This window comes from Janthinobacterium sp. FW305-128, assembly GCF_020858135.1.
Classification (GTDB): domain Bacteria; phylum Pseudomonadota; class Gammaproteobacteria; order Burkholderiales; family Burkholderiaceae_D; genus Janthinobacterium.
Genome location: NZ_JACYMK010000001.1, coordinates 916,907 through 935,965, shown reverse-complemented (window position 1 = coordinate 935,965; position 19,059 = coordinate 916,907). Strand labels below are relative to the sequence as shown.

The following is a 19,059-nucleotide window of genomic DNA, read 5'->3' as shown; positions in this document are numbered from 1 at the left end:
GCGCTACTCGCCGTCGCCGGCGCCGCCGTCCGCCTTACCCAGCAGCAAGGCGGCTGCCTCGCCCGGCAAGGCTTCCACGGATTTCAATTTGCGCGCCATCTGCCGGCTGCGCACTTCCGCGCTTTCGATATTCTTCGCCGCCTTTTCCAGGGTCAGCCGGGTTTGCGACAGCACGTCGCCGAACTTGCCGAACTCCGTCTTGACGGCGCCCAGCACTTGCCACACTTCGGACGAGCGCTTTTCCAGCGCCAGGGTGCGGAAACCCATCTGCAGACTGTTGAGCAAAGCCGTCAGGGTCGATGGCCCGGCAATGCTGACCCGGTGCACGCGCTGCAATTCGTCGGCCAGGCCCGGGCGGCGCAGCACTTCCGCATACAGTCCCTCGGTAGGCAGGAAGAGGATGGCGAAATCCGTCGTCAGCGGCGGCGCCAGGTATTTCTCGGCGATGGTTTTCGCTTCGCCCCGCACGGCCCGCTCCAGTTCGCGGCCGGCCAGGGCCACGGCGTCCGCATCGGCCCGCTCGGCCGCCTCGACCAGGCGCTCGTACTGTTCCTTGGGAAATTTCGCATCGATGGGCATCCACACGGGCGGACCGCCATCGACCATGCCCGGCAACTTCAGGGCGAATTCCACGCGCGCGCCGCTGCCCGGCAACGTTTCCACGTTCTTCGCGTACTGGTCGACAGTAAGTACCTGCTCCAGCAGCATTTCCAGCTGCACTTCGCCCCAGGTGCCGCGCGTCTTGACGTTGGTGAGCACCCGCTTCAAATCGCCCACGCCCAGCGCCAGCTGCTGCATTTCGCCGAGTCCCTGGTGGACTTTTTCCAGCCGCTCCGACACTTGCTGGAACGAGGCGGAAAGGCGCGTTTCCAGCGTCGCGTGCAGTTTCTCGTCGACCGTCTTGCGCATTTCTTCCAGCCGCGCGCCATTGTCGGCCTGCAAGTCGCGGATCTTGTTCTCCAGGGTGGCGCGCACTTCCAGCATGCGCTGCGCATTCGATTCCGTCAGCTGGGACAGGGTTTGATTCGTGCTCTCGGCAAAGCGCGCCAGGCTTTGCGCCTGTTCTTCGCGCCCGACTTTCCCCTGCGCCTGCATCTGCGTGCGCAGGCTGTCGAGCTGTTGCAGGGTCGCCGCCTGGAATTGCGCCAGGCCGGCGGCCAGGTCTTGCCGCGTGGCTTGCGCCGACGCCTGCAGCTGCAGCCGCACTTCGCGCTCGACCCGGTCGATGCGTTCCAGGCTTTGCTGCTGGTGCTGCTGCACCAGCGCCAGGGTGGTGGCGCCATCGCCGGCCGCGCCACGGGGGCGCAGCAGCAGCAAGAACAACAGGACGATGGCGGCGATGGCGGCACCCAGCAGGCTGTAGAACTCGATTGGGCTCATGGGATCAGTCAGCTTTGTTGCGCATCCAGTCGGCCGTCTGATAGAACGATTCCATCAGGCGCACGCGCAAGGATTCTTCGATGCCCGTGTCTTCCATGGCCCAGGCCATGGCGCGCAGCCACTGGTCGCGCTCGCTGGTGCCGATGGCATACGGCAAGTGACGGGCGCGCAGGCGCGGGTGGCCGAATTTCTCGATGTACAGATCCGGTCCGCCCATCCAGCCCGTCAGGAAGAAATACAGCTTGTCGCGCGAGCCGTCCGTCGAGGGCGGATGCATGACGCGGATGCCGGCGAACTCGGCTTCGAGTTCCATCAAGTCATAAAAACGGTCGACCATTTCACGCAGCACGGGGGCGCCGCCGATGGTCTCGTACAGGGTGGGGGCAATGGTATCAGTCATGGCCGCCATGATAGCGCAAGCATCGGCGCTCCATGCAGCGCCAGCGCTCCCTGCCGCAATAAATGGCAATATACTTGACTGATCAAGCTTTCATCAACTACCATGCAATTTTAAAACAGGGACAAGATGAATATGCCAACCGCCACAGACACTGATTTGCTGCGCAATACCAACTTCCGCTGGCTGCTGGGCGGCGGACTCGTCTCCATGCTGGGCGACCAGTTCAGCCTGCTGGCCCTGCCCTGGCTCGTGCTGAGCCTGACGGGCGATAGCCTCAGCCTCGGTATCGCCGTGGCCCTGATGGGCGCACCGCGCGCCGTGCTCATCTTGCTGGGCGGCACCATCGCCGACCGTTATTCGCCCCGGCGCGTGCTGCTGCTGAGCAAATATGCGAACGCCGCCATCCTGCTGGCACTGGCGGGACTGCTGGTGCTGGACCTGGCCAGCCTGGCGCTCGCGTATGCGGCCGCGCTGGCGCTGGGCATCGCGTCCGCCTTCGGCATTCCGGCCGGCACGGCCATCCTGCCGCAAGCCGTGCCTGCACCTACGTTGCAGAAAGCCAATGGCTTGCAGATGGGTGCGCGCCAGTTGTCCTTGCTGGCCGGTCCGCTGCTGGCGGCGCTCGTGCTGGGTGCCCACGGTAACGGGCAGCACACCTCCATGGCGGCGCTGGCCGCCGCCTTCGCCATCGATGCGCTGACGTTTGTGTTTTCCGCGTGGACCTTGCGCCAAGTCAAGCTACGGCCCCTGGCTGCGGCTGCGGCGCCGCAAGGCATGTGGCGCGACATGGCGGCGGGCCTGGCCATGGTGTGGCGCGACTTGCCCCTGCGCAGCTGTTATGCCTACTGGGCCGTGGTGGCCTTCTTCGTCATGGGTCCGCTGCAAGTCGCCTTGCCCGTGCTGGCCAACGAGCGCCTGCACGGCGCCGCGGCGCTGGGCATGCTGATGGGCGCGCACGGCGCCGGCACCTTGGCCGGCATGCTGGCGTCCAGCCTGGGCGGCGCCTGGCTGCGCCGCCATTTCGGCGCCACTCTGCTGGCCGCCGACGCCATCGTGGCTTGCCTGTTGATGGCGCTGGGACAAATCGGCTCGGCCTGGCACGGCGCGGCCCTGCTGGCCGTCACGGGAGTGCTGGGCGGCTATGTGCAGGTGGCCATCTTTACGTGGATACAGCGGCGCGTGGCGCCCGCCATGCTGGGCCGGGCGATGGCTGTGTTCATGGGCATCTTCCTGGGACTGGCGCCCCTGTCGGCGGCGGCCACGGGTGCGCTGCTGCGCCACGTGAGCGTTGGCGAGCTGTTCTGCGTCGGCGGCGCTCTGCTGCTGGCCGCCGCCATCGCCGCCGCCCTGTTCACGGATATTGCCCACATCGCAAGCACCGATTACGTCACCCAAGCTTAAGGAAATCACAACATGGATAAAACACAGCAAGCAGCCTTGAAAGCAGCTTACCGGCAACAAGCGCCCGCGCTGGGCATCATCGCGCTGCGCCACCTGCCCAGCGGGCGCACCCTGCTCGAACGCAGCCGCAACGCGCCCGGCGCGCTGAACCGCCACCGCTTCGAACTCACGCTGGGTACGCACCGCAACGCCCGCCTGCAGGCGGACTGGCGGCGCGACGGTGCGGCGGCTTTCCGCTTCGACATCATCGACACCGTCGATCAATCCGCCGATCCCGACTTCGATGCGGACGCCGAACTGGACGCCCTGCTGGCGCTGCACCAGGCGCAGCTGCTGGAACAGGGACAGGCACGCTATTGAGCGGCCATGCTTTACACTTGCGCACTCACGCACTGCGCAGCAAATGAAAAGGATGTCATGACCGAACACACTCTCCCGACGCCGGACGGCGGCGGCGCGCTGGACTTTTGCCTGCGCCTGGCGCGCGCCCAGGCGCTCATCGTGCGCCGCTTCGACAGCATCCTGGGCAATCTGCACGGCCTGAGTTTCAGCGATTACCAATTGCTGTACCACTTGCAGCGGGCGCCCGGCGGACGCCTGCGCCGCATCGACCTGGCCGAGCGCCTGGCGCTGACGGCATCCGGCATCACGCGCTCGCTGATGCCGCTGGAAAAAATCGGCCTGGTGGCGCGCCAGGCCGATGCACGCGATGCGCGCGTCGGCTACGCCGCCATCACCGAAGCGGGACTGGCATTGCTGGCGCACGCGAATACGACGGCGCAGGCGCTGGGACAGGAATTGCTGGGCAATGCCAGCGCGGACCAGCTGGCGCCCCTGTCCATGCTGCTGGGCACGATCGCCGGCAACCAGCCCGCCAACGGCTGACGCGCGCTACACCAGCGCCAGCTTGCGCAGGCGCCGCGTCGAGGGCCAGCGCGCCATGCCCGTCTCGTCGCGGATGGCGGCGCAGGCGGCCAGCACTCTTGCGCACTCGTCCTCGCGCAAACCCGCATTCAGGGTCAGGCGCACCAGCGAACGGTTCTTCGGTGTGGCCGGCGCGCAAAAGACGGCGCCGTAGATGCCGTGCCGTTCCAGCGCCTTGCGCAGGATCAAGGTATCGGGTTCGCTGCCCGCTTCCAGCGCGATGATCTGCTCGGTGCCGTCGCTGACGTTGTAGCCGAGATCCGTCAACCCCTGGCGCAGCTGCACGCTGTGGCGGTGCAGCGCGGTGCGGCGGCCATCGGCGGCGCGGATGAAGTCGAGCGCCGCATCGAACCACGCCAGCTCGTGTTCCAGCAGGCAGGAACTGAAGATGGCGGGCCGCGAGGCGGACAAAAAATATCCCTTGAAACGGGCCGAACAGGTAATCAGCCCCGCCCGCCCCGCGAACGCCTTGGCCAGCGACGCCGTGCGGAAATGCACGCGCTCGGCCAGGCCCAGCTCCGCCACCAGCCCCGCGCCCTGCGGGCCGTGCGTGCCCAGCGAGTGCGACTCGTCGACGATCAGCATGCTGCCGCTGCGTTCGGCAATTTCCACCATGTCCAGCAGCGGCGCCACGCTGCCGTTGGTGCTGTACAGCGCATCGACGATGATGATGCCGGGGCCATGCTTGTCGAGCTGGCGCTGCAGGTGGGCGCCATCGTTGTGCAGGAAGGCGACGGGCACGGCTTGCGCCGATTGCACGCCTTCCCACAACGACGCATGCGCCTGCATGTCCAGATACACGGGGATGCCGGGGCCGGCCAGGCTTTGCAGCAAGCCCACGTTGGCGGCCCAGCCCGACTGCGCCAGCACGCACGCTTCGCTGCCGAGAAAATCCGCCAGCTTGTGTTCCAGCCGGTGCTGGCGGCTGCCTTCCTGCAGGAACACGGACGACATCAGCATGGCGCCGCCGCCCTGCAAGACGCGCGCCTGGGCCGCCAGCAGCGCCGCCTCGCCGGCGATGTTCAGGTAATCATTGCCTGCCAGCATGATTGCACTGGCCGGCACGGCTTGCCATTCATGCAAGTGCTCGCCGCCGAGCAGCTTCTCGATGCGCTCGACATAGTGCTCATCCATGCGCGCGCGCACGAAGGCGGGCATCCTTTGCTCGGCATGGATGGCGCGGGACGGCAGAGGGGAAATAGCGTTTATCATAGGAACTCCTGATTGGTTGCGGTGGGAACTACCGCATCCAACATGCGCGAGTCATCCGGCAAGCGTTTGATACAGCTCAACAGTTGTGCCGATATTGTGCTGATACAGAGGGAACCCGCCGATCATGTTGCATTGACACGCCTCAACGAACACGCCCCTCTGATCATGATGCATGCGCAGTCCCCTTCCGGAAAACGGTGGCAAGGCAAGCTGCTCCAGCCTTTCCTGCATTTCCACGACGCCATCGAACACACGCCGGTGCGGCGCGCTCAGGTGCGCACCCTGGCGCTCATCGGTGCGCTGGGCATGCCCATGTACTACGCGCTGTGGCATTATTTCTTTCCGCAAGAATACGAATCGCCGCTGCTGCGCACCATCTCCGCCCTGCTGTTCCTGCCCGCGCTGTGGCCTGACCGCTTCAGCAATACCTGGTTCAGCGTCTACCTGTTCCTGGGGCTGACCTTCGAACTGCCGTTTTTCTTTACATATATGTTCCTGATGAACCACGCCTCGAGCATGTGGGCGCATTCGCTGCTGGTGGCGCTGGTCGTGCTGTTTCACTTCGATACGCGCATCGCCGTGCTGGCCTACCTGAGCGGCACCCTGCTGGCTTGCCTGGCGTTTGCCGTGGCCGGCGATCCAGCCTTCCTGCTCAGCCGCGACGTCTTGCAGCAATTGCCCGTGCACTGGTTCACGATTGCCGTGCTGTCCGTCGTCAAGGTGGGCCGCAACGTGGGCGCGCAGGAGAAACTGGCCGGGCTGGCGGCCGGCCTGGGCAGCGTGGCGCACGAATTGCGCACGCCCCTCGTCAGCGTCGAGGCAAACGTGCGCGGGCTGCAGCGCGGGCTGCGGCAAAACCTGCAAGGGCAGCTGCCGGACGAGGCCAGCGGGGAAGCGCTGGCGCGCATCCAGTTCGAAGTGCGCCATATGCACCACATGATCGATCTGTTCCTGCTCAGCGCCAGCGCCGTCAACCGCAAGCTCGAAGCCAACGAGGCGGTGGCCATGCACGACAGCGTGACGGCCGTGCTGCGCCGCTACCCGTTTACCAGCACGGCCCAGCGCGACATCGTCAAGGTCGACGTGCGCGCCGATTTCACGTTTCCCGGCCAGTCCGAGCTGTGCGTGGTCATCCTGCTGAATCTGCTGCGCAATGCCTTGAAAAGCATCCACCGCGCCGGCAAGGGAAGAGTGCGCATCATCATCGATGGCGCCCATCCCGTGCCGCGCCTGCTGTTCATCGATACGGGCTGCGGCATCGCGGCCAGCCGCTTGCCGCTGATCTTCGACCGCTTCTATTCGTATCCCTCGCATAACGGCAGCGGCATCGGCCTGGCCCTGTGCCGGCAAATCATGCAAGCCTGGCAGGCGCGCATCCGCTGCGTCGCGCGCGAAGGCGCCTACGCCATCTTCGTGCTGGAATTTCCCCAGCCCCTGCCCGTGCCCACGCACAACCGTTTTCCATCCATCCACCGCGCGAGGTGACGCATGCAACTGCCCGTCTACACCCATCCGACCTTGACCGTATTGATCGACGACAGCGATTCCTTCCTGAAAAGCCTGGCGTTCCAGCTCGATCCCGGCCTGGCGCGCAAGACTTTCCACGACACGAGCAGCGCGCTGCACTGGCTGCGCCAGAGTACGCAGCCGGGCGAGACGCCGCTGCACGTCAATTTCGACACGCAAAACCTGCCGCCCGACCAGTGCAACGTGGCGCTCGACATCGAACGCATCTGGCGCATCAGCGGCCAGGCGCAGCGCTTTGCCGTGCCGTCCGTGCTGGTGGTCGATTATTCGATGCCGCAGATGAATGGCCTGGAATTCTGCCAGGCCGTGCGCGACTTGCCGTGCAAGAAGATTCTATTTACGGGCGCGGCCGATGAAAAGGTGGCCGTGACGGCCTTCAACCGGGGCTTGATCGACCGCTACATCAAGAAGAGCGACGACGATGCGCTCGACATCCTGGAACAGGAAATCGTTGCCCTGCAGCGCGAATTCTTCCTGCAGCAATCGGAAACCGTGCGCGATCTGCTGATGCTGCACGACTACAGTTTCCTGCAAGACGAGGCGCTGGCCGCCGTCGTGCACGAGTTGTGCCAGCGCCACGGCTTCGTCGAGTTTTATATTTTCCCCAATCCCAGCGGCATCCTGTTCTTCACGCGCGACGGCCACGCCAAGCTGATGATCATCGAGACGGAACGCAGCCTGCACACGCAGTATGAAATGGCGCGCGACAGCGACGCGCCCGATTCATTGCTGCAGGCCCTGCTGGAAATGCGCGTGATTCCCTACTTTTCCGACGCCAACAGCGACGGCATGTACGCGGCGCAGATAGGCGAGAACTGGTTTCGCTACTGCGCCGCGCCCACCATCTGCCTGGGCGGCGTGACGTATTTCTGGGCCCTGTTCGACGTGCCGGCGCACCAGCTGGGGCAGCCGGTGATGTCCTACGCGCAATTTCTGCGCGCAGGCGCGGGCGACGGCGTCATTGTTTAGCCTTCCCTTAAGGTCTGCAGCGGCGGATGTTTCAAGACATTGCGCAAACCCAGCCAGCCGCCGGCGATGGCGCACAGGGCGCCGGCCAGCAGGCCGAAGGCCCACACGCCCGGCGCGAAGCTCCAGGCGAACTTGAACTGGTACGTCGCCAGAGCCCAGCCCATGGCCGCCGCGCCCGATGCGGCCAGCAGGCCGGCCAGCGCGCCGACGAGGGAAAACTCGATCAGCTGCGCCTGTGCCAGCTGGCGCCGCGTGGCGCCCAGGGCGCGCAGCAGTCCCGCTTCGCGCGTGCGCTCGTCCTGCGAGCCCATCAAGGCCGCATACAGCACCAGCAAGCCCGAGGCCAAGGTAAAGGCAAACAGGAATTCGACGGCCGTCACCACCTGGTCCAGCACGCCCTGGATTTGTTTGAGCACGCCGCCCACGTCGACCACCGTCAAATTCGGATAGTCGCGCAGCAGGGCGTTGCCCAGGTCCGCCTGCGCAGGCGGCAGGTGGAAGGCCGTGATCCACGTCTGCGGCGTGTCCGCCATGGCGGCCGGATTGATGATGACAAAGAAATTGACGCGCATCGAGCCCCATTCCAGCTTGCGCAAGCTGGTAATGGCCGCTTCGACGCTCTGACCGGCGATGTCGAAGCGCAGCTTGTCGCCCAGCTTCAGCTTCAATGTCTTGGCGATGCCCTCTTCCACCGACGCTTCCGCCGGCGCGCCGGGCTTGTCGCTGAACCACTTGCCGGCCACGAGCTTGTTTTCTTCCTGCATCGTGGCCATCGTCGACAGATTGAATTCGCGGTCGGCCAGGCCCTTGGCGCGGTCATCCTCGTACGTGCTTTCCGTGATGGCGTTGCCGTTCACGGCCACCAGCCGGCCCCGTATCATCGGATACAAAGGCGCGTTGGCCACGCCCGCCTGCGCCAGGCGCGCGGCGATCGGGTCCTTCTGCTCGGGCAGGATATTGATCATGAAGCGGTTCGGCGCATCGGGCGGCGTGGCATTGCGCCAGGCCACCATCAGGTCGCCGCGCACCACCGTCAGCAGCAGCAAGGCCATCAGGCCCAAGGCCAGCGACACCACCTGGATGACGGTGGCGCCCGGGCGGCGCTGCAATGACGTGACGGCAAAGCGCCAGCCCTGGTGATTGAAGGCGCCGCGCAGGCTTTTCAGCGAGCGGATGCCCAGCCAGCCGGCCAGGCCGAACAGCGCGAAGCCGCCGAGGAAGCCGGCCGCCGTCAGCAGCGCGAGTTTCACGTCGCCCGCCTGCCACAACAGCAGCACGACGAAGGCGGCAATGCCGAGGCCGTAGGTGGCCAGGGCCAGCGCCTGCGGCGGCTCCTGTTCGCGGCGGATCACCCGGTTATGCGGCACATTGCGCAACTGCAAAATCGGCGGCAGGGCAAAGCCCAGCAACAGCAGCATGCCGGTGGCCACGCCCTGCAGCGCGGGCAGCAGGGACACGGGCGGCAAGTCGCTCTGCACCAGTTTGCCCAACAGCTCCAGCAGCACCAGGTGGCCGCCGAAGCCCACCAGCACGCCGATCAGACTGCCCACCAGGCCGACCAATAAGAATTCGATCACGTACATGGCCGTCACCTGGTTTTGCGTCAAGCCCAGGCAGCGCAGCATGGCGCAGGCGTCGAGGTGGCGCAGCATGAAGCGGCGCGCCGCCATGGCCACGGCGACGGCCGCCAGCATGGCCGACAGCAGGCCGACGAGGGACAGAAAACGGTCGGCGCGGTCCAGGGTCGATTGCATCTGCGGGCTGCCCGATTCCAGCGATTCGATGCGCACGCCTTTGATGGACTGCGCCTTGATCTGGCTCTCCAGCGAGGTTTGATATTGCGCAAGCTCGGCCGCCTTGGCGGGCGGCGCCGACAGCAGCAGCCGGTACGACACGCGCGAGCCGTTCTGCACCAGCGCCGTGGCGGCCAGGTCGCTCAAGGGCAGCATCACCCTCGGGGCGAAATTGAGGAACGATGCGCCGCGGTCCGGTTCGCTGGCGATCAATTGCGTGACGGTAAAGGCCTTGTCGCCCAGGGTCAGGGTGTCGCCCAGCTTCGCGTTCAGGCTGGACAAGATCGCCGCGTCGACCCACACGGTGCCGGGCGCCGGCACCTGGCTGGTCGGCTGCCCGACGGCATCCTGCGCTTCGCTCGGTTTGGTGGTGATTTTCAGCTTGCCCCGCTGCGGGTAGCCGGGCGAGACGGCCTTGATGGACGCCAGCTGCGAGATCGATTGCTCGCCCTCGCCCGCCTGCGCCATGCTGGGAAACGTCACCGTGTCGGCCAGGATAAAACCGCGCTTCTGCGCTTCGGCGCGCCAGGCCGCATTGACGGGCTGGTCGGCGCTGATGACGAGGTCGGCCCCCAGCAGCTGGTGCGCGTCGCGGTTCAGGCCCGCGCGCAGGCGGTCGACGAAGAAGCCGACGGCCGACAGGGCCGCCACGGCGACGATCAGCGCGACGAGCAGGAAACGCAGTTGCCCGGCGCGCCAGTCGCGGCCGGTCATTTTCAGGGAGAGGCGGAACATGGGCGGCGGGTCTTTATGCGAGTTGGTTGTGATGCGTTATTGCGCGATGCCGTGGGCGACCGCGTGCTGCGCGAAATACGCATCGACGGTGGCAAGAAACGCGTCTTTTTGCGCCTGCGGCAGGAAGGCGGCGATGAAACCGTTGCGCGCCAGGCGTTGCGCGTGGGACAGGCCCAGCGGCAAGGCATCGAAGATGGCGTCGAAATTGTCATTCATGTAGCCGCCGAAATACGCGGGATCGTCCGAGTTCACCGTCACCAGCAGACCGGCGTCGAGCAGTTGCACCAGGTTATGGTCATGCATCTGGTCGAACACGCGCAGCTTGGTGTTCGACAGGGGGCAGACGGTGAGCGCGATCTGTTCGCGCGCCAGGCGGGCCGTCAGTTCCGCGTCTTCCAGGCAGCGTACGCCATGGTCGATGCGTTCGACTTTCAAGTCGTCGAGCGCCGTGCGGATGTAGGCCGGCGGGCCTTCCTCGCCCGCGTGGGCCACCAGGTGCAGGCCCAGTTCGCGGCAACGGGCAAACACGCGCGAGAATTTCTCGGGCGGATTGCCCACTTCCGACGAATCGAGGCCGATGCCGATGAACTTGTCGCGGTGCGGCAGCGCGTCTTCCAGGGTCTCGAACGCCTCTGCCTCGCTCAGGTGGCGCAGGAAGCACAGGATCAGGGCCGCGCTGACGGGGCTGTCCTGGCAGGCGCGGTGGATGCCGTTGATCACGTCGGCCATCGGCACGCCGCGCGCCGTGTGCGTCTGCGGGTCGAAGAAGATTTCCGTGTGCAAGACGTTATCGGCTTCGGCGCGGCGCAGGTAGGCTTGCGTCATGTCATAGAAATCCTGCTCTTTCAAGAGCACGCTTGCGCCAGCGTAATAAATGTCGAGAAAAGACTGTAAATCCGTAAAAGCATAGGCGCTGCGCAAGTGTTCCACAGATTCATAGCCCAGCGGCACGCCATTGCGCTCGGCCAGTGCGAAAATCAGTTCTGGCTCCAGCGAGCCTTCGATATGGATATGCAATTCGGCTTTCGGCATGCCGCGGACGATCGCGCGCAATTGGGGGTTCATCATGGGTGTTCCTTATAGGGTGGCGATAAAAATGCTGGCACGCGCGCGCGGCGCGCAGGGCCATCAGACATGCAGGCATCTTAGCGCAAGATGGCCGGACTCACCGGCGCCCGGCCGCCGTGGCGCCGGCAACGGCAGCGCCACGGCACGCACCGGCACGCGCTGGCGAATTGTCGTATGATGATTTAAAAGGGACAAAAGGTTCATTGAAATCGATGGAAAATTTGATGGTTTATCCAATTAAATCAACAATTTACAAACAAGTATTAAGGATATGCTGACATATCTTTTGACTTCCTGATCCTTTAGAGCAATAATAAATTTCATGGGGTAATGGTAGGTGCAACAAGCGCTATCAACAGTGAAAAAAAGCCGGCTGGCCACGTCAGCGCACGGCATCAAGCGCCAGTTTTTTGGTCCGGGCAATCCGGACTCGCAAAGACAGCCGGGCTTGAAACAACAATAAAAATCGGTACGAGGTACAGGAAAAGTTCAGACGGCAAGCCCAGGCGAGTGCCAGGCGGGCGGCCATGGTGACTGGCAGTTCAGGTTTACATTAAAGGACATTGACATGACCATTTTTGATAACTATGCAGCACGCTACGAGCGCACCCGCGAAGAGGAAATGTCGCTCACCGAGTACCTGGCCCTGTGCAAGAAGGACAAGCTGACGTATGCCAGCGCGCCCGAACGCATGCTGGCCGCCATCGGCGAGCCGCAGCTGGTCGACACGCGCAACGACACGCGCCTGTCGCGCATCTTCGCCAACAAGGTGATCAAGATCTATCCCGCCTTCCGCGAGTTCTACGGCACCGAGGAAGTCATCGAGCAAGTCGTCTCGTATTTCCGCCACGCGGCGCAAGGCCTGGAAGAACGCAAGCAGATCCTGTACTTGCTGGGGCCCGTCGGCGGCGGCAAGTCGTCGATCGCGGAAAAACTCAAGTCGCTGATGGAACACGTGCCCTTCTATTGCCTGAAAGGGTCGCCCGTCAATGAGTCGCCGCTGGGCCTGTTCAACGAGGAAGAGGACGGCACCATCCTCGAAGAGGATTACGGCATCCCGCGCCGCTACCTGCGCAACATCCCCAGCCCGTGGGCCGTGAAACGCCTGCATGAATACAATGGCGATATCAACCAGTTCCGCGTCGTCAAGCGCTATCCGTCCGTGCTCAAGCAAATTGCCATCTCGAAAACGGAGCCGGGCGACGAAAACAACCAGGATATTTCCTCGCTGGTGGGCAAGGTCGACATCCGCAAGCTGGAAGACTATGCGCAGGACGACCCCGATGCCTACAGCTATTCGGGCGGCCTGTGCCTGGCCAACCAGGGCTTGATGGAATTCGTGGAAATGTTCAAGGCGCCCATCAAGGTGCTGCATCCGCTGCTGACGGCCACGCAGGAAGGCAACTACAAGGGCACGGAAGGCTTTGGCGCGATACCGTTCGACGGCATCATCCTCGCACACTCGAACGAGTCGGAATGGAAAACGTTCAAGAACAACCGCAACAACGAGGCGTTTCTTGACCGTATCTATATAGTCAAGGTGCCGTACTGCCTGCGCGTCTCCGACGAAATCAAGATCTACGACAAGCTGGTGGCCAATTCCTCGCTGGTGAAAGCCCCGTGCGCGCCCGGCACCCTGCGCATGATGGCGCAGTTCGCCATCCTGTCGCGCCTGAAAGACCCGGAAAACTCGAGCATTTTCTCGAAGATGCTCGTCTACGATGGCGAAAACCTCAAGGATACGGACCCGAAAGCCAAGTCCATGCACGAATATGTCGATTACGCGGGCGTGGACGAGGGCATGAACGGGCTGTCGACGCGCTTTGCCTTCAAGATCCTGTCGAAAGTGTTCAACTTTGACAATTCCGAAGTGGCCGCCAATCCCGTGCACTTATTATATGTACTGGAACAGCAGGTCGAGCGCGAGCAGTTCGCGCCGGAACTCGAGCAGCGCTACTTCTCCTATATTAAAGAGCACCTGGCGCAGCGCTACGTGGAATTCATCGGCAAGGAGATCCAGACGGCTTACCTGGAAAGCTATTCGGAATACGGGCAGAATATTTTCGACCGCTACGTGACGTTCGCCGATTTCTGGATACAGGACCAGGAATACCGCGATCCGGACACGGGCGAAAGTTTTGATCGCGAATCGCTGAACAATGAGCTGGAAAAGATCGAGAAGCCGGCGGGCATTTCCAATCCGAAGGATTTCCGCAACGAAATCGTCAACTTCGGGCTGCGTGCGCGGGCCTCGAACGGCGGCAAGAATCCCGCCTGGACCAGTTATGAAAAGTTCCGCACGGTGATCGAAAAGAAAATGTTTTCGAATACGGAGGAATTGCTGCCCGTGATTTCCTTCAATGCCAAGGCCAGCGCCGACGATGCCAACAAGCACGCCGACTTCGTGGCCCGCATGGTGGAAAAAGGCTATACGGCCAAGCAGGTACGCCTGTTATGCGAATGGTACTTGCGAGTACGCAAGTCATCCTAGCGCGGACAGCGGAGGCGCGCTCCGGCCTGACGACCGGCGGGGCGCGCAAGACGAGAAGCAAGGAGGCACCCTTTGACATACCTTATCGACAGGCGCTTGCAAAGCAAGAATAAATCCGCCGTCAACCGCGAGCGTTTCCTGCGGCGTTACAAGGGCCAGATCAAGGATGCCGTGGGGCGCGCCATCAAGGGGCGCTCGATCACGGACGTCGAGAATGGCGAGAAGGTCAGCATCCCCGTCAAGGACGTGGGCGAACCGTCGTTTGGCCACGCGCATGGCGGCGTATGGGAAGTGGTCAATCCCGGCAACAAGGAATACCTGAAAGGCGACCAGATCGCCCGGCCGAAAGGCGGCGGTGGCGGCGGGCGGGGCAAGGCGGGCAATAGCGACGAGACGACGGAAGACGATTTCATCTTCGAATTGTCGCGCGAAGAATTCATGAATTATTTCTTCGAAGACCTGGAATTGCCGCACATGGTGAAAACCCAGCTGACGGCCACCACGGAATTCAAGAACCAGCGCGCCGGCTACAATATGTCGGGCACCCCCTCGAACATCCACGTGCTGCGCTCGCTGCGCGGCGCGCTGGGGCGGCGCATCGCCGTCGGCGGCGGCGCCCGCAAGCAGCTGGCGCAGGCCGAGGAAGACTTGGCGGCACTGCTGCACGAAGGCGCGCCCGACAGCGACCCGCTGGTCACGGAACTGCGCCGCCTGATCCACCACCTGCACACGCGCCTGCTGGCGATTCCCTTCATCGACCCGTTCGACTTGCGCTACAGCAACCGCATCAAGGTGCCGAAGCCGATGACGCAGGCCGTGATGTTCTGCATCATGGACGTCTCCGGCTCCATGGACGAATCGCGCAAGGACACGGCCAAGCGCTTCTTCATCCTGTTATATCTGTTCCTCAAGCGCGTCTACGACAAGATCGAGGTGGTCTTCATCCGCCACCATACGGCGGCGGCGGAGGTCGACGAGCATGAATTCTTCAATTCGCGCGAGTCCGGCGGCACCGTCGTGTCCTCCGCGCTGCACTTGCTCAACACCATCATCGACGAACGCTATGGCGCCGGGCAATGGAACAGCTATGTCGCGCAGGCGTCCGACGGCGACAACTGGGACAACGATTCCATGCTGTGCCGCCAGTTGCTGATCAATACCATCATGCCCAAGGTGCAGTACTACACCTATGTCGAGATCACCGACGGCCCGCAGCAAAACCTGTGGGAGCAATATGCGGGCGTGCTCGACCATCACGCCCATTTCGCCATGCAAAAGATCGTCACGCCGGCCGATATCTACCCGGTCTTCCGCGAACTGTTCAAGAAACAGGTGAAATGATGAGTGCAGCCTTTGACCGCGCCAGCAATACTCCGGGCGAACCGTTCGTGCGCCTGCGCCACCCGAACGCCCTGCCCGAGCAGTCGGAATGGACGTTCGAGCTGATCGAGCAAATCCACGAGGAAATCCGCCGCGTAGCGAAACAGTTTGGCCTCGACACCTATCCGAACCAGCTGGAAATCATTACGGCCGAACAGATGATGGATGCCTACACCTCGGTCGGCATGCCCGTCTCCTACAACCATTGGTCGTTCGGCAAGCATTTTCTTTCCACCGAGAAAAGCTACAAGCGGGGCCAGATGGGCCTGGCCTACGAGATCGTCATCAACTCCAATCCGTGCATCGCCTATTTAATGGAGGAAAACAGCCTGACCATGCAGTCGCTGGTGATCGCGCATGCGGCCTACGGCCATAACTCCTTTTTTAAAGGCAATTACCTGTTCCGCGCCTGGACGGATGCGGACGCCATCATCGACTATATGGTGTTTGCCAAGAATTACATCGCCGAATGCGAGCAGCGCCATGGCGTCGATGCCGTGGAATTGCTGCTCGACTCGTGCCACGCCATCCAGAACTATGGCGTGGACCGCTACAAGCGCCCGGCGAAACTGTCGATGGCGAAGGAATATGCGCGCCAGAAAGAGCGCGAAGCCTATGTGCAGTCGCAGATCAACCAGCTGTGGCGCACCCTGCCCCGGCGCGACGAGGACGACGACGAGGACGACCAGCGCAAGGCCGCTCCCCGCTTTCCGCCCGAACCCGAGGAAAACCTGCTGTACTTTATCGAGAAGTACGCGCCGCTGCTGGAACCGTGGCAGCGCGAGATGGTGCGCATCGTGCGCAAGATTTCCCAGTATTTCTATCCGCAGCGGCAAACCCAGGTCATGAACGAAGGCTGGGCCACCTTCTGGCATTACACAATATTGAACCAGCTCTACGACGAAGGCGTGGTGGGCGACGGCTTCATGATGGAATTTCTGAAAAGCCATACCAACGTGGTCTACCAGCCGCCCATCGACAGCCCGTATTACAGCGGCATCAACCCGTATGCGCTGGGTTTTGCCATGATGAGCGACATCCGCCGCATCTGCGAGCATCCGACGGACGAAGACCGCGCCTGGTTTCCCGACATGGCCGGCAGCGACTGGCGCAAGAGCCTGGACTTTGCCATGCGTAATTTCAAGGATGAAAGCTTCATCGCCCAGTATTTGTCGCCGCGGCTGATCCGCGAATTCCATTTCTTTGCCGTCCTCGACGACGACAAGAATGAAAAGCTGGCCATTTCCGCCATCCACGACGATGCCGGCTACCGCTACGTGCGCCAGCAGCTGGCCGAACAGTACAACCTGGGCAACCGCGAGCCGAACATCCAGGTCTGGTCCGTCAATACGCGCGACGACCGCGCATTGACCTTGCGCCACACGCAGTTCCAGCGCCGCCCGCTGAACCAGCAGGCGGCCGAGGTGCTCAAGCACGTGGCGCGGCTGTGGGGCTTCGATGTCCACCTCGATACGGTCGACCCGCAGGGCGTCGTCCTGGGCACCTTGAATTGCCGGCGGGAAAAACGCAACCGGCGCGACGACCCTGTCGTCCGGCCATGAAATGATTTATTGATAATAATCAATGGCAAGAATATAAGCGTTTCCTATGCCTACATAGGAATTCCGTATGGCCTGGCGGCGTCAAAAGGGCTGCCGGGACCGCCTTTTTTGACCTGGATAAAGTCCCTTCCGCACCCGTTTGGTGCGCGCGTGCCGCTAAGTGGTCTGGTTCCGAGCTAAAACATTTCCAAAAGGAAAGATTTTCCTCCAAATTTAGCGGTTTCCATATTGAATATCACGAAATATAATTCCGCCAGATGGGCACATCGGAGAACTTAGCAGTGGTAGCCCAAAACGGCTGTAAAAAACCGATAAGACCGCCTTTTTTTATGTCCGAAAGCGTGCAAAGATGACATAAGCAAGTACGTTTTCAGGGCGCAAAAGCGCCAAAAATTTAACCGGTTTTAGGCGTTAAAAATCTGTGTAAAATAAAGAATTCGTATGTATAATTCGGCGACGTCCCGGATACGGCTGGAGCTTTGTGTCGTCATTTTGGGGTTCAGTTGCAAGACAAGAGATGGTATTTGGAGAAAGCAGGCATGAATTTTTCGAACGAGAAAAGTCCCAAGAACTACACAGGCATCACTATCGTTGTCCTGCTGCACGTTCTCGCGGCTTACGGGATCGTGACGGGCTTGGGCAAGCGGTTGGTCACCAAAATGATGGAACCGGTTGAAACCAAGATTATCGAGGAAGTCAAACCGCCTCCACCGAAGGATCTTCCACCGCCACCACCGCCGCCAGAAATGAAAGCGCCACCGCCGCCATTCATTCCGCCAGTCGAGGTGAACGTGCAGCAGCCGCCACCACAGCAGAACGTGATTGCAAATACGACTGCCGTGAAGCCAGCCACGAATGTATTGGCACCGCCAGCACCGCCTGCACAGCCTGCGCCAACTCCTGGACCAGCCAAATCGGTGCGTACGCCGGCCGTGGTTGACTTCAGTGTCTGCGAAAAGCCGGCTTATCCAAAGTCGTCGCAGCGCAATGAGGAAACCGGTGTGGTGACACTGTCGTTCCTGATCGGTGTAGACGGCAAGGTCGCTGATTCGAAGATCGTGAAGTCCAGCGGCTTCAGAGACCTGGACAAAGCCGCAGTGCAAGGTATTAGCCGCTGTACATTTAAGCCGGCAACAGTTGACGGCAAGCCGGAACAAGGCTGGCAGCAAATGCAATACGTTTGGTCGCTGGATTAAAACCCGAGGCAGTTATCCCCTGTCTCACACTATGATTTCGTTGTCATTACGTTCAGCGATCTGTTATTTTTAATTTTGGAGGAAGCATGTTTAAGAATACCCGTTTGTCCGCATTTTTTGCCGCGGTTCTGTTGTCCGTTACCGCTACTACCGCTCTGGTAGCAGCTCCGGCATTCGCTGACGCGCCAGCATCGGCTGCCGCTTCGGCTCCAGCGGCAGACGCTGCAGCAGCACCAGCACCAGCTGCTGACGCAGCCGCTCCAGCAGCAGACGCAGCAGCTCCAGCCGCTGACGCAGCAGCTCCAGCCAAAACCGAAGAAGTCCACAACCCGTTCGGCCTGCAAGCAGTGTGGGACGGCGGCTTCGTGCCACGCGCCACCCTGATCATCCTGGCCATCATGTCGATCGGCAGCTGGTACATCATCATCACCAAGCTGATGGATCAAATGAAGATCTTCAAGCAAGCGAAAGAAACCGCTGCCAAATTCTGGAAAGCCCCTTCGATCGCTGCTGGTTCGGCAACCCTGACCGAAGGCTCGCCATTCCGCTTCATCGCTGAATCGGGCACCAAGGCAACGGCTCACCATGACGGCGCCCTGCTGGAACAAATCGACCTGTCGACCTGGGTGACGATGTCGATCCAGCGCGCTTCGGACAAAGTCCAGTCGCGTCTGCAAGATGGCCTGTCGTTCCTGGCAACCGTTGGTTCGACCGCACCGTTTATCGGTCTGTTCGGTACCGTTTGGGGTATTTATGGCGCGCTGACCAACATCGGTATGACCGGTAACGCGTCGATCGATAAAGTTGCAGGTCCAGTTGGTGAAGCACTGATCATGACCGCTTTCGGTCTGCTGGTCGCCGTTCCTGCCGTTCTGGGTTACAACTGGCTGGTGCGTCGTAACAAAACCGCAATGGAAGACGTACGCTCGTTCAGCGCCGACGTTCACTCGGTACTGATCTCCGGCGCAATGTCGACCAGCGAAGCTGGCCGTGCTGCCGGCGCTAAAAAGATCGGATAAGA

The 19,059-nt window shown here is 62.1% G+C and carries 15 protein-coding genes; 10 read left to right on the top strand and 5 right to left on the bottom strand.

The window, feature by feature from the left end; translation table 11 throughout:
* Positions 1–3: 3 nt before the first annotated feature.
* Complete coding sequence (gene rmuC / locus IGS60_RS04255) at positions 4–1,380, bottom strand: DNA recombination protein RmuC (RefSeq protein WP_099408889.1); 1,377 nt, start codon at positions 1,378–1,380, stop codon at positions 4–6.
* A gap of 4 nt (positions 1,381–1,384) precedes the next feature.
* Positions 1,385–1,780 (bottom strand): group II truncated hemoglobin, encoded by a 396-nt coding sequence (locus IGS60_RS04250; protein WP_230502580.1) that lies wholly within the window; start codon positions 1,778–1,780, stop codon positions 1,385–1,387.
* Positions 1,781–1,912: 132 nt separating this feature from the next.
* Between IGS60_RS04250 and IGS60_RS04245 the strand changes: the two genes are divergently transcribed.
* From IGS60_RS04245 to IGS60_RS04235, 3 genes are read left to right on the top strand one after another with little or no spacing between them, the layout of a single operon-like run.
* Positions 1,913–3,181: an MFS transporter gene (locus IGS60_RS04245; protein WP_230502578.1), complete on the top strand. Its 1,269-nt coding sequence runs from the start codon at positions 1,913–1,915 to the stop codon at positions 3,179–3,181.
* Between the two features lie 12 nt (positions 3,182–3,193).
* Positions 3,194–3,541 carry a GIY-YIG nuclease family protein gene (locus tag IGS60_RS04240; protein WP_230502576.1) on the top strand — a complete coding sequence of 116 codons (348 nt, stop codon included), beginning with the start codon at positions 3,194–3,196 and terminating at the stop codon, positions 3,539–3,541.
* A 57-nt stretch (positions 3,542–3,598) separates the two neighbouring features.
* Positions 3,599–4,066 carry a MarR family winged helix-turn-helix transcriptional regulator gene (locus IGS60_RS04235; RefSeq protein WP_230502574.1) on the top strand — a complete coding sequence of 156 codons (468 nt, stop codon included), beginning with the start codon at positions 3,599–3,601 and terminating at the stop codon, positions 4,064–4,066.
* Between the two features lie 6 nt (positions 4,067–4,072).
* On the opposite strand, the gene cqsA is transcribed toward IGS60_RS04235, so the two are convergent.
* Positions 4,073–5,317 (bottom strand): alpha-hydroxyketone-type quorum-sensing autoinducer synthase, encoded by a 1,245-nt coding sequence (cqsA, locus tag IGS60_RS04230; protein WP_230502571.1) that lies wholly within the window; start codon positions 5,315–5,317, stop codon positions 4,073–4,075.
* Between the two features lie 132 nt (positions 5,318–5,449).
* Here cqsA and IGS60_RS04225 point away from each other — a divergent pair, with 132 nt between their 5' ends.
* Together IGS60_RS04225 and IGS60_RS04220 are read left to right on the top strand one after the other, a co-directional pair.
* A complete protein-coding gene (locus IGS60_RS04225) occupies positions 5,450–6,802 on the top strand; it encodes a HAMP domain-containing sensor histidine kinase (protein WP_230502569.1) in 1,353 nt (450 codons plus the stop codon).
* A gap of 3 nt (positions 6,803–6,805) precedes the next feature.
* The gene (locus IGS60_RS04220) at positions 6,806–7,813 is read left to right on the top strand and encodes a response regulator (RefSeq protein WP_070312156.1); all 1,008 of its coding nucleotides are present in this window, start codon (positions 6,806–6,808) and stop codon (positions 7,811–7,813) included.
* Here IGS60_RS04220 and IGS60_RS04215 read toward each other — a convergent pair.
* Together IGS60_RS04215 and IGS60_RS04210 are read right to left on the bottom strand one after the other, a co-directional pair.
* The gene (locus IGS60_RS04215; protein WP_230502567.1) at positions 7,810–10,341 is read right to left on the bottom strand and encodes an ABC transporter permease; all 2,532 of its coding nucleotides are present in this window, start codon (positions 10,339–10,341) and stop codon (positions 7,810–7,812) included. The genes IGS60_RS04220 and IGS60_RS04215 overlap by 4 nt on opposite strands.
* A gap of 36 nt (positions 10,342–10,377) precedes the next feature.
* Positions 10,378–11,409, bottom strand: coding sequence for an adenosine deaminase (locus IGS60_RS04210; RefSeq protein WP_230502565.1), 1,032 nt, complete (start codon positions 11,407–11,409; stop codon positions 10,378–10,380).
* A 568-nt stretch (positions 11,410–11,977) separates the two neighbouring features.
* Here IGS60_RS04210 and IGS60_RS04205 point away from each other — a divergent pair.
* The 5 genes from IGS60_RS04205 (at position 11,978) to IGS60_RS04185 (ending at position 19,057) form a co-directional block, all read left to right on the top strand.
* Entirely contained in the window at positions 11,978–13,900 is a 1,923-nt protein-coding gene (locus IGS60_RS04205; RefSeq protein ID WP_034754154.1) for a PrkA family serine protein kinase, read from the top strand.
* Positions 13,901–13,972: 72 nt separating this feature from the next.
* Positions 13,973–15,241 (top strand): YeaH/YhbH family protein, encoded by a 1,269-nt coding sequence (locus IGS60_RS04200; RefSeq protein ID WP_070289103.1) that lies wholly within the window; start codon positions 13,973–13,975, stop codon positions 15,239–15,241.
* Positions 15,241–16,842 (top strand): SpoVR family protein, encoded by a 1,602-nt coding sequence (locus IGS60_RS04195; RefSeq protein ID WP_070289102.1) that lies wholly within the window; start codon positions 15,241–15,243, stop codon positions 16,840–16,842. Before IGS60_RS04200 ends, IGS60_RS04195 begins: the two co-directional genes overlap by 1 nt.
* Before the next feature lie 539 nt (positions 16,843–17,381).
* Positions 17,382–18,038 carry an energy transducer TonB gene (locus IGS60_RS04190; RefSeq protein ID WP_034754161.1) on the top strand — a complete coding sequence of 219 codons (657 nt, stop codon included), beginning with the start codon at positions 17,382–17,384 and terminating at the stop codon, positions 18,036–18,038.
* Positions 18,039–18,124: 86 nt separating this feature from the next.
* Positions 18,125–19,057: a MotA/TolQ/ExbB proton channel family protein gene (locus IGS60_RS04185; RefSeq protein ID WP_166448878.1), complete on the top strand. Its 933-nt coding sequence runs from the start codon at positions 18,125–18,127 to the stop codon at positions 19,055–19,057.
* Positions 19,058–19,059: the final 2 nt, after the last annotated feature.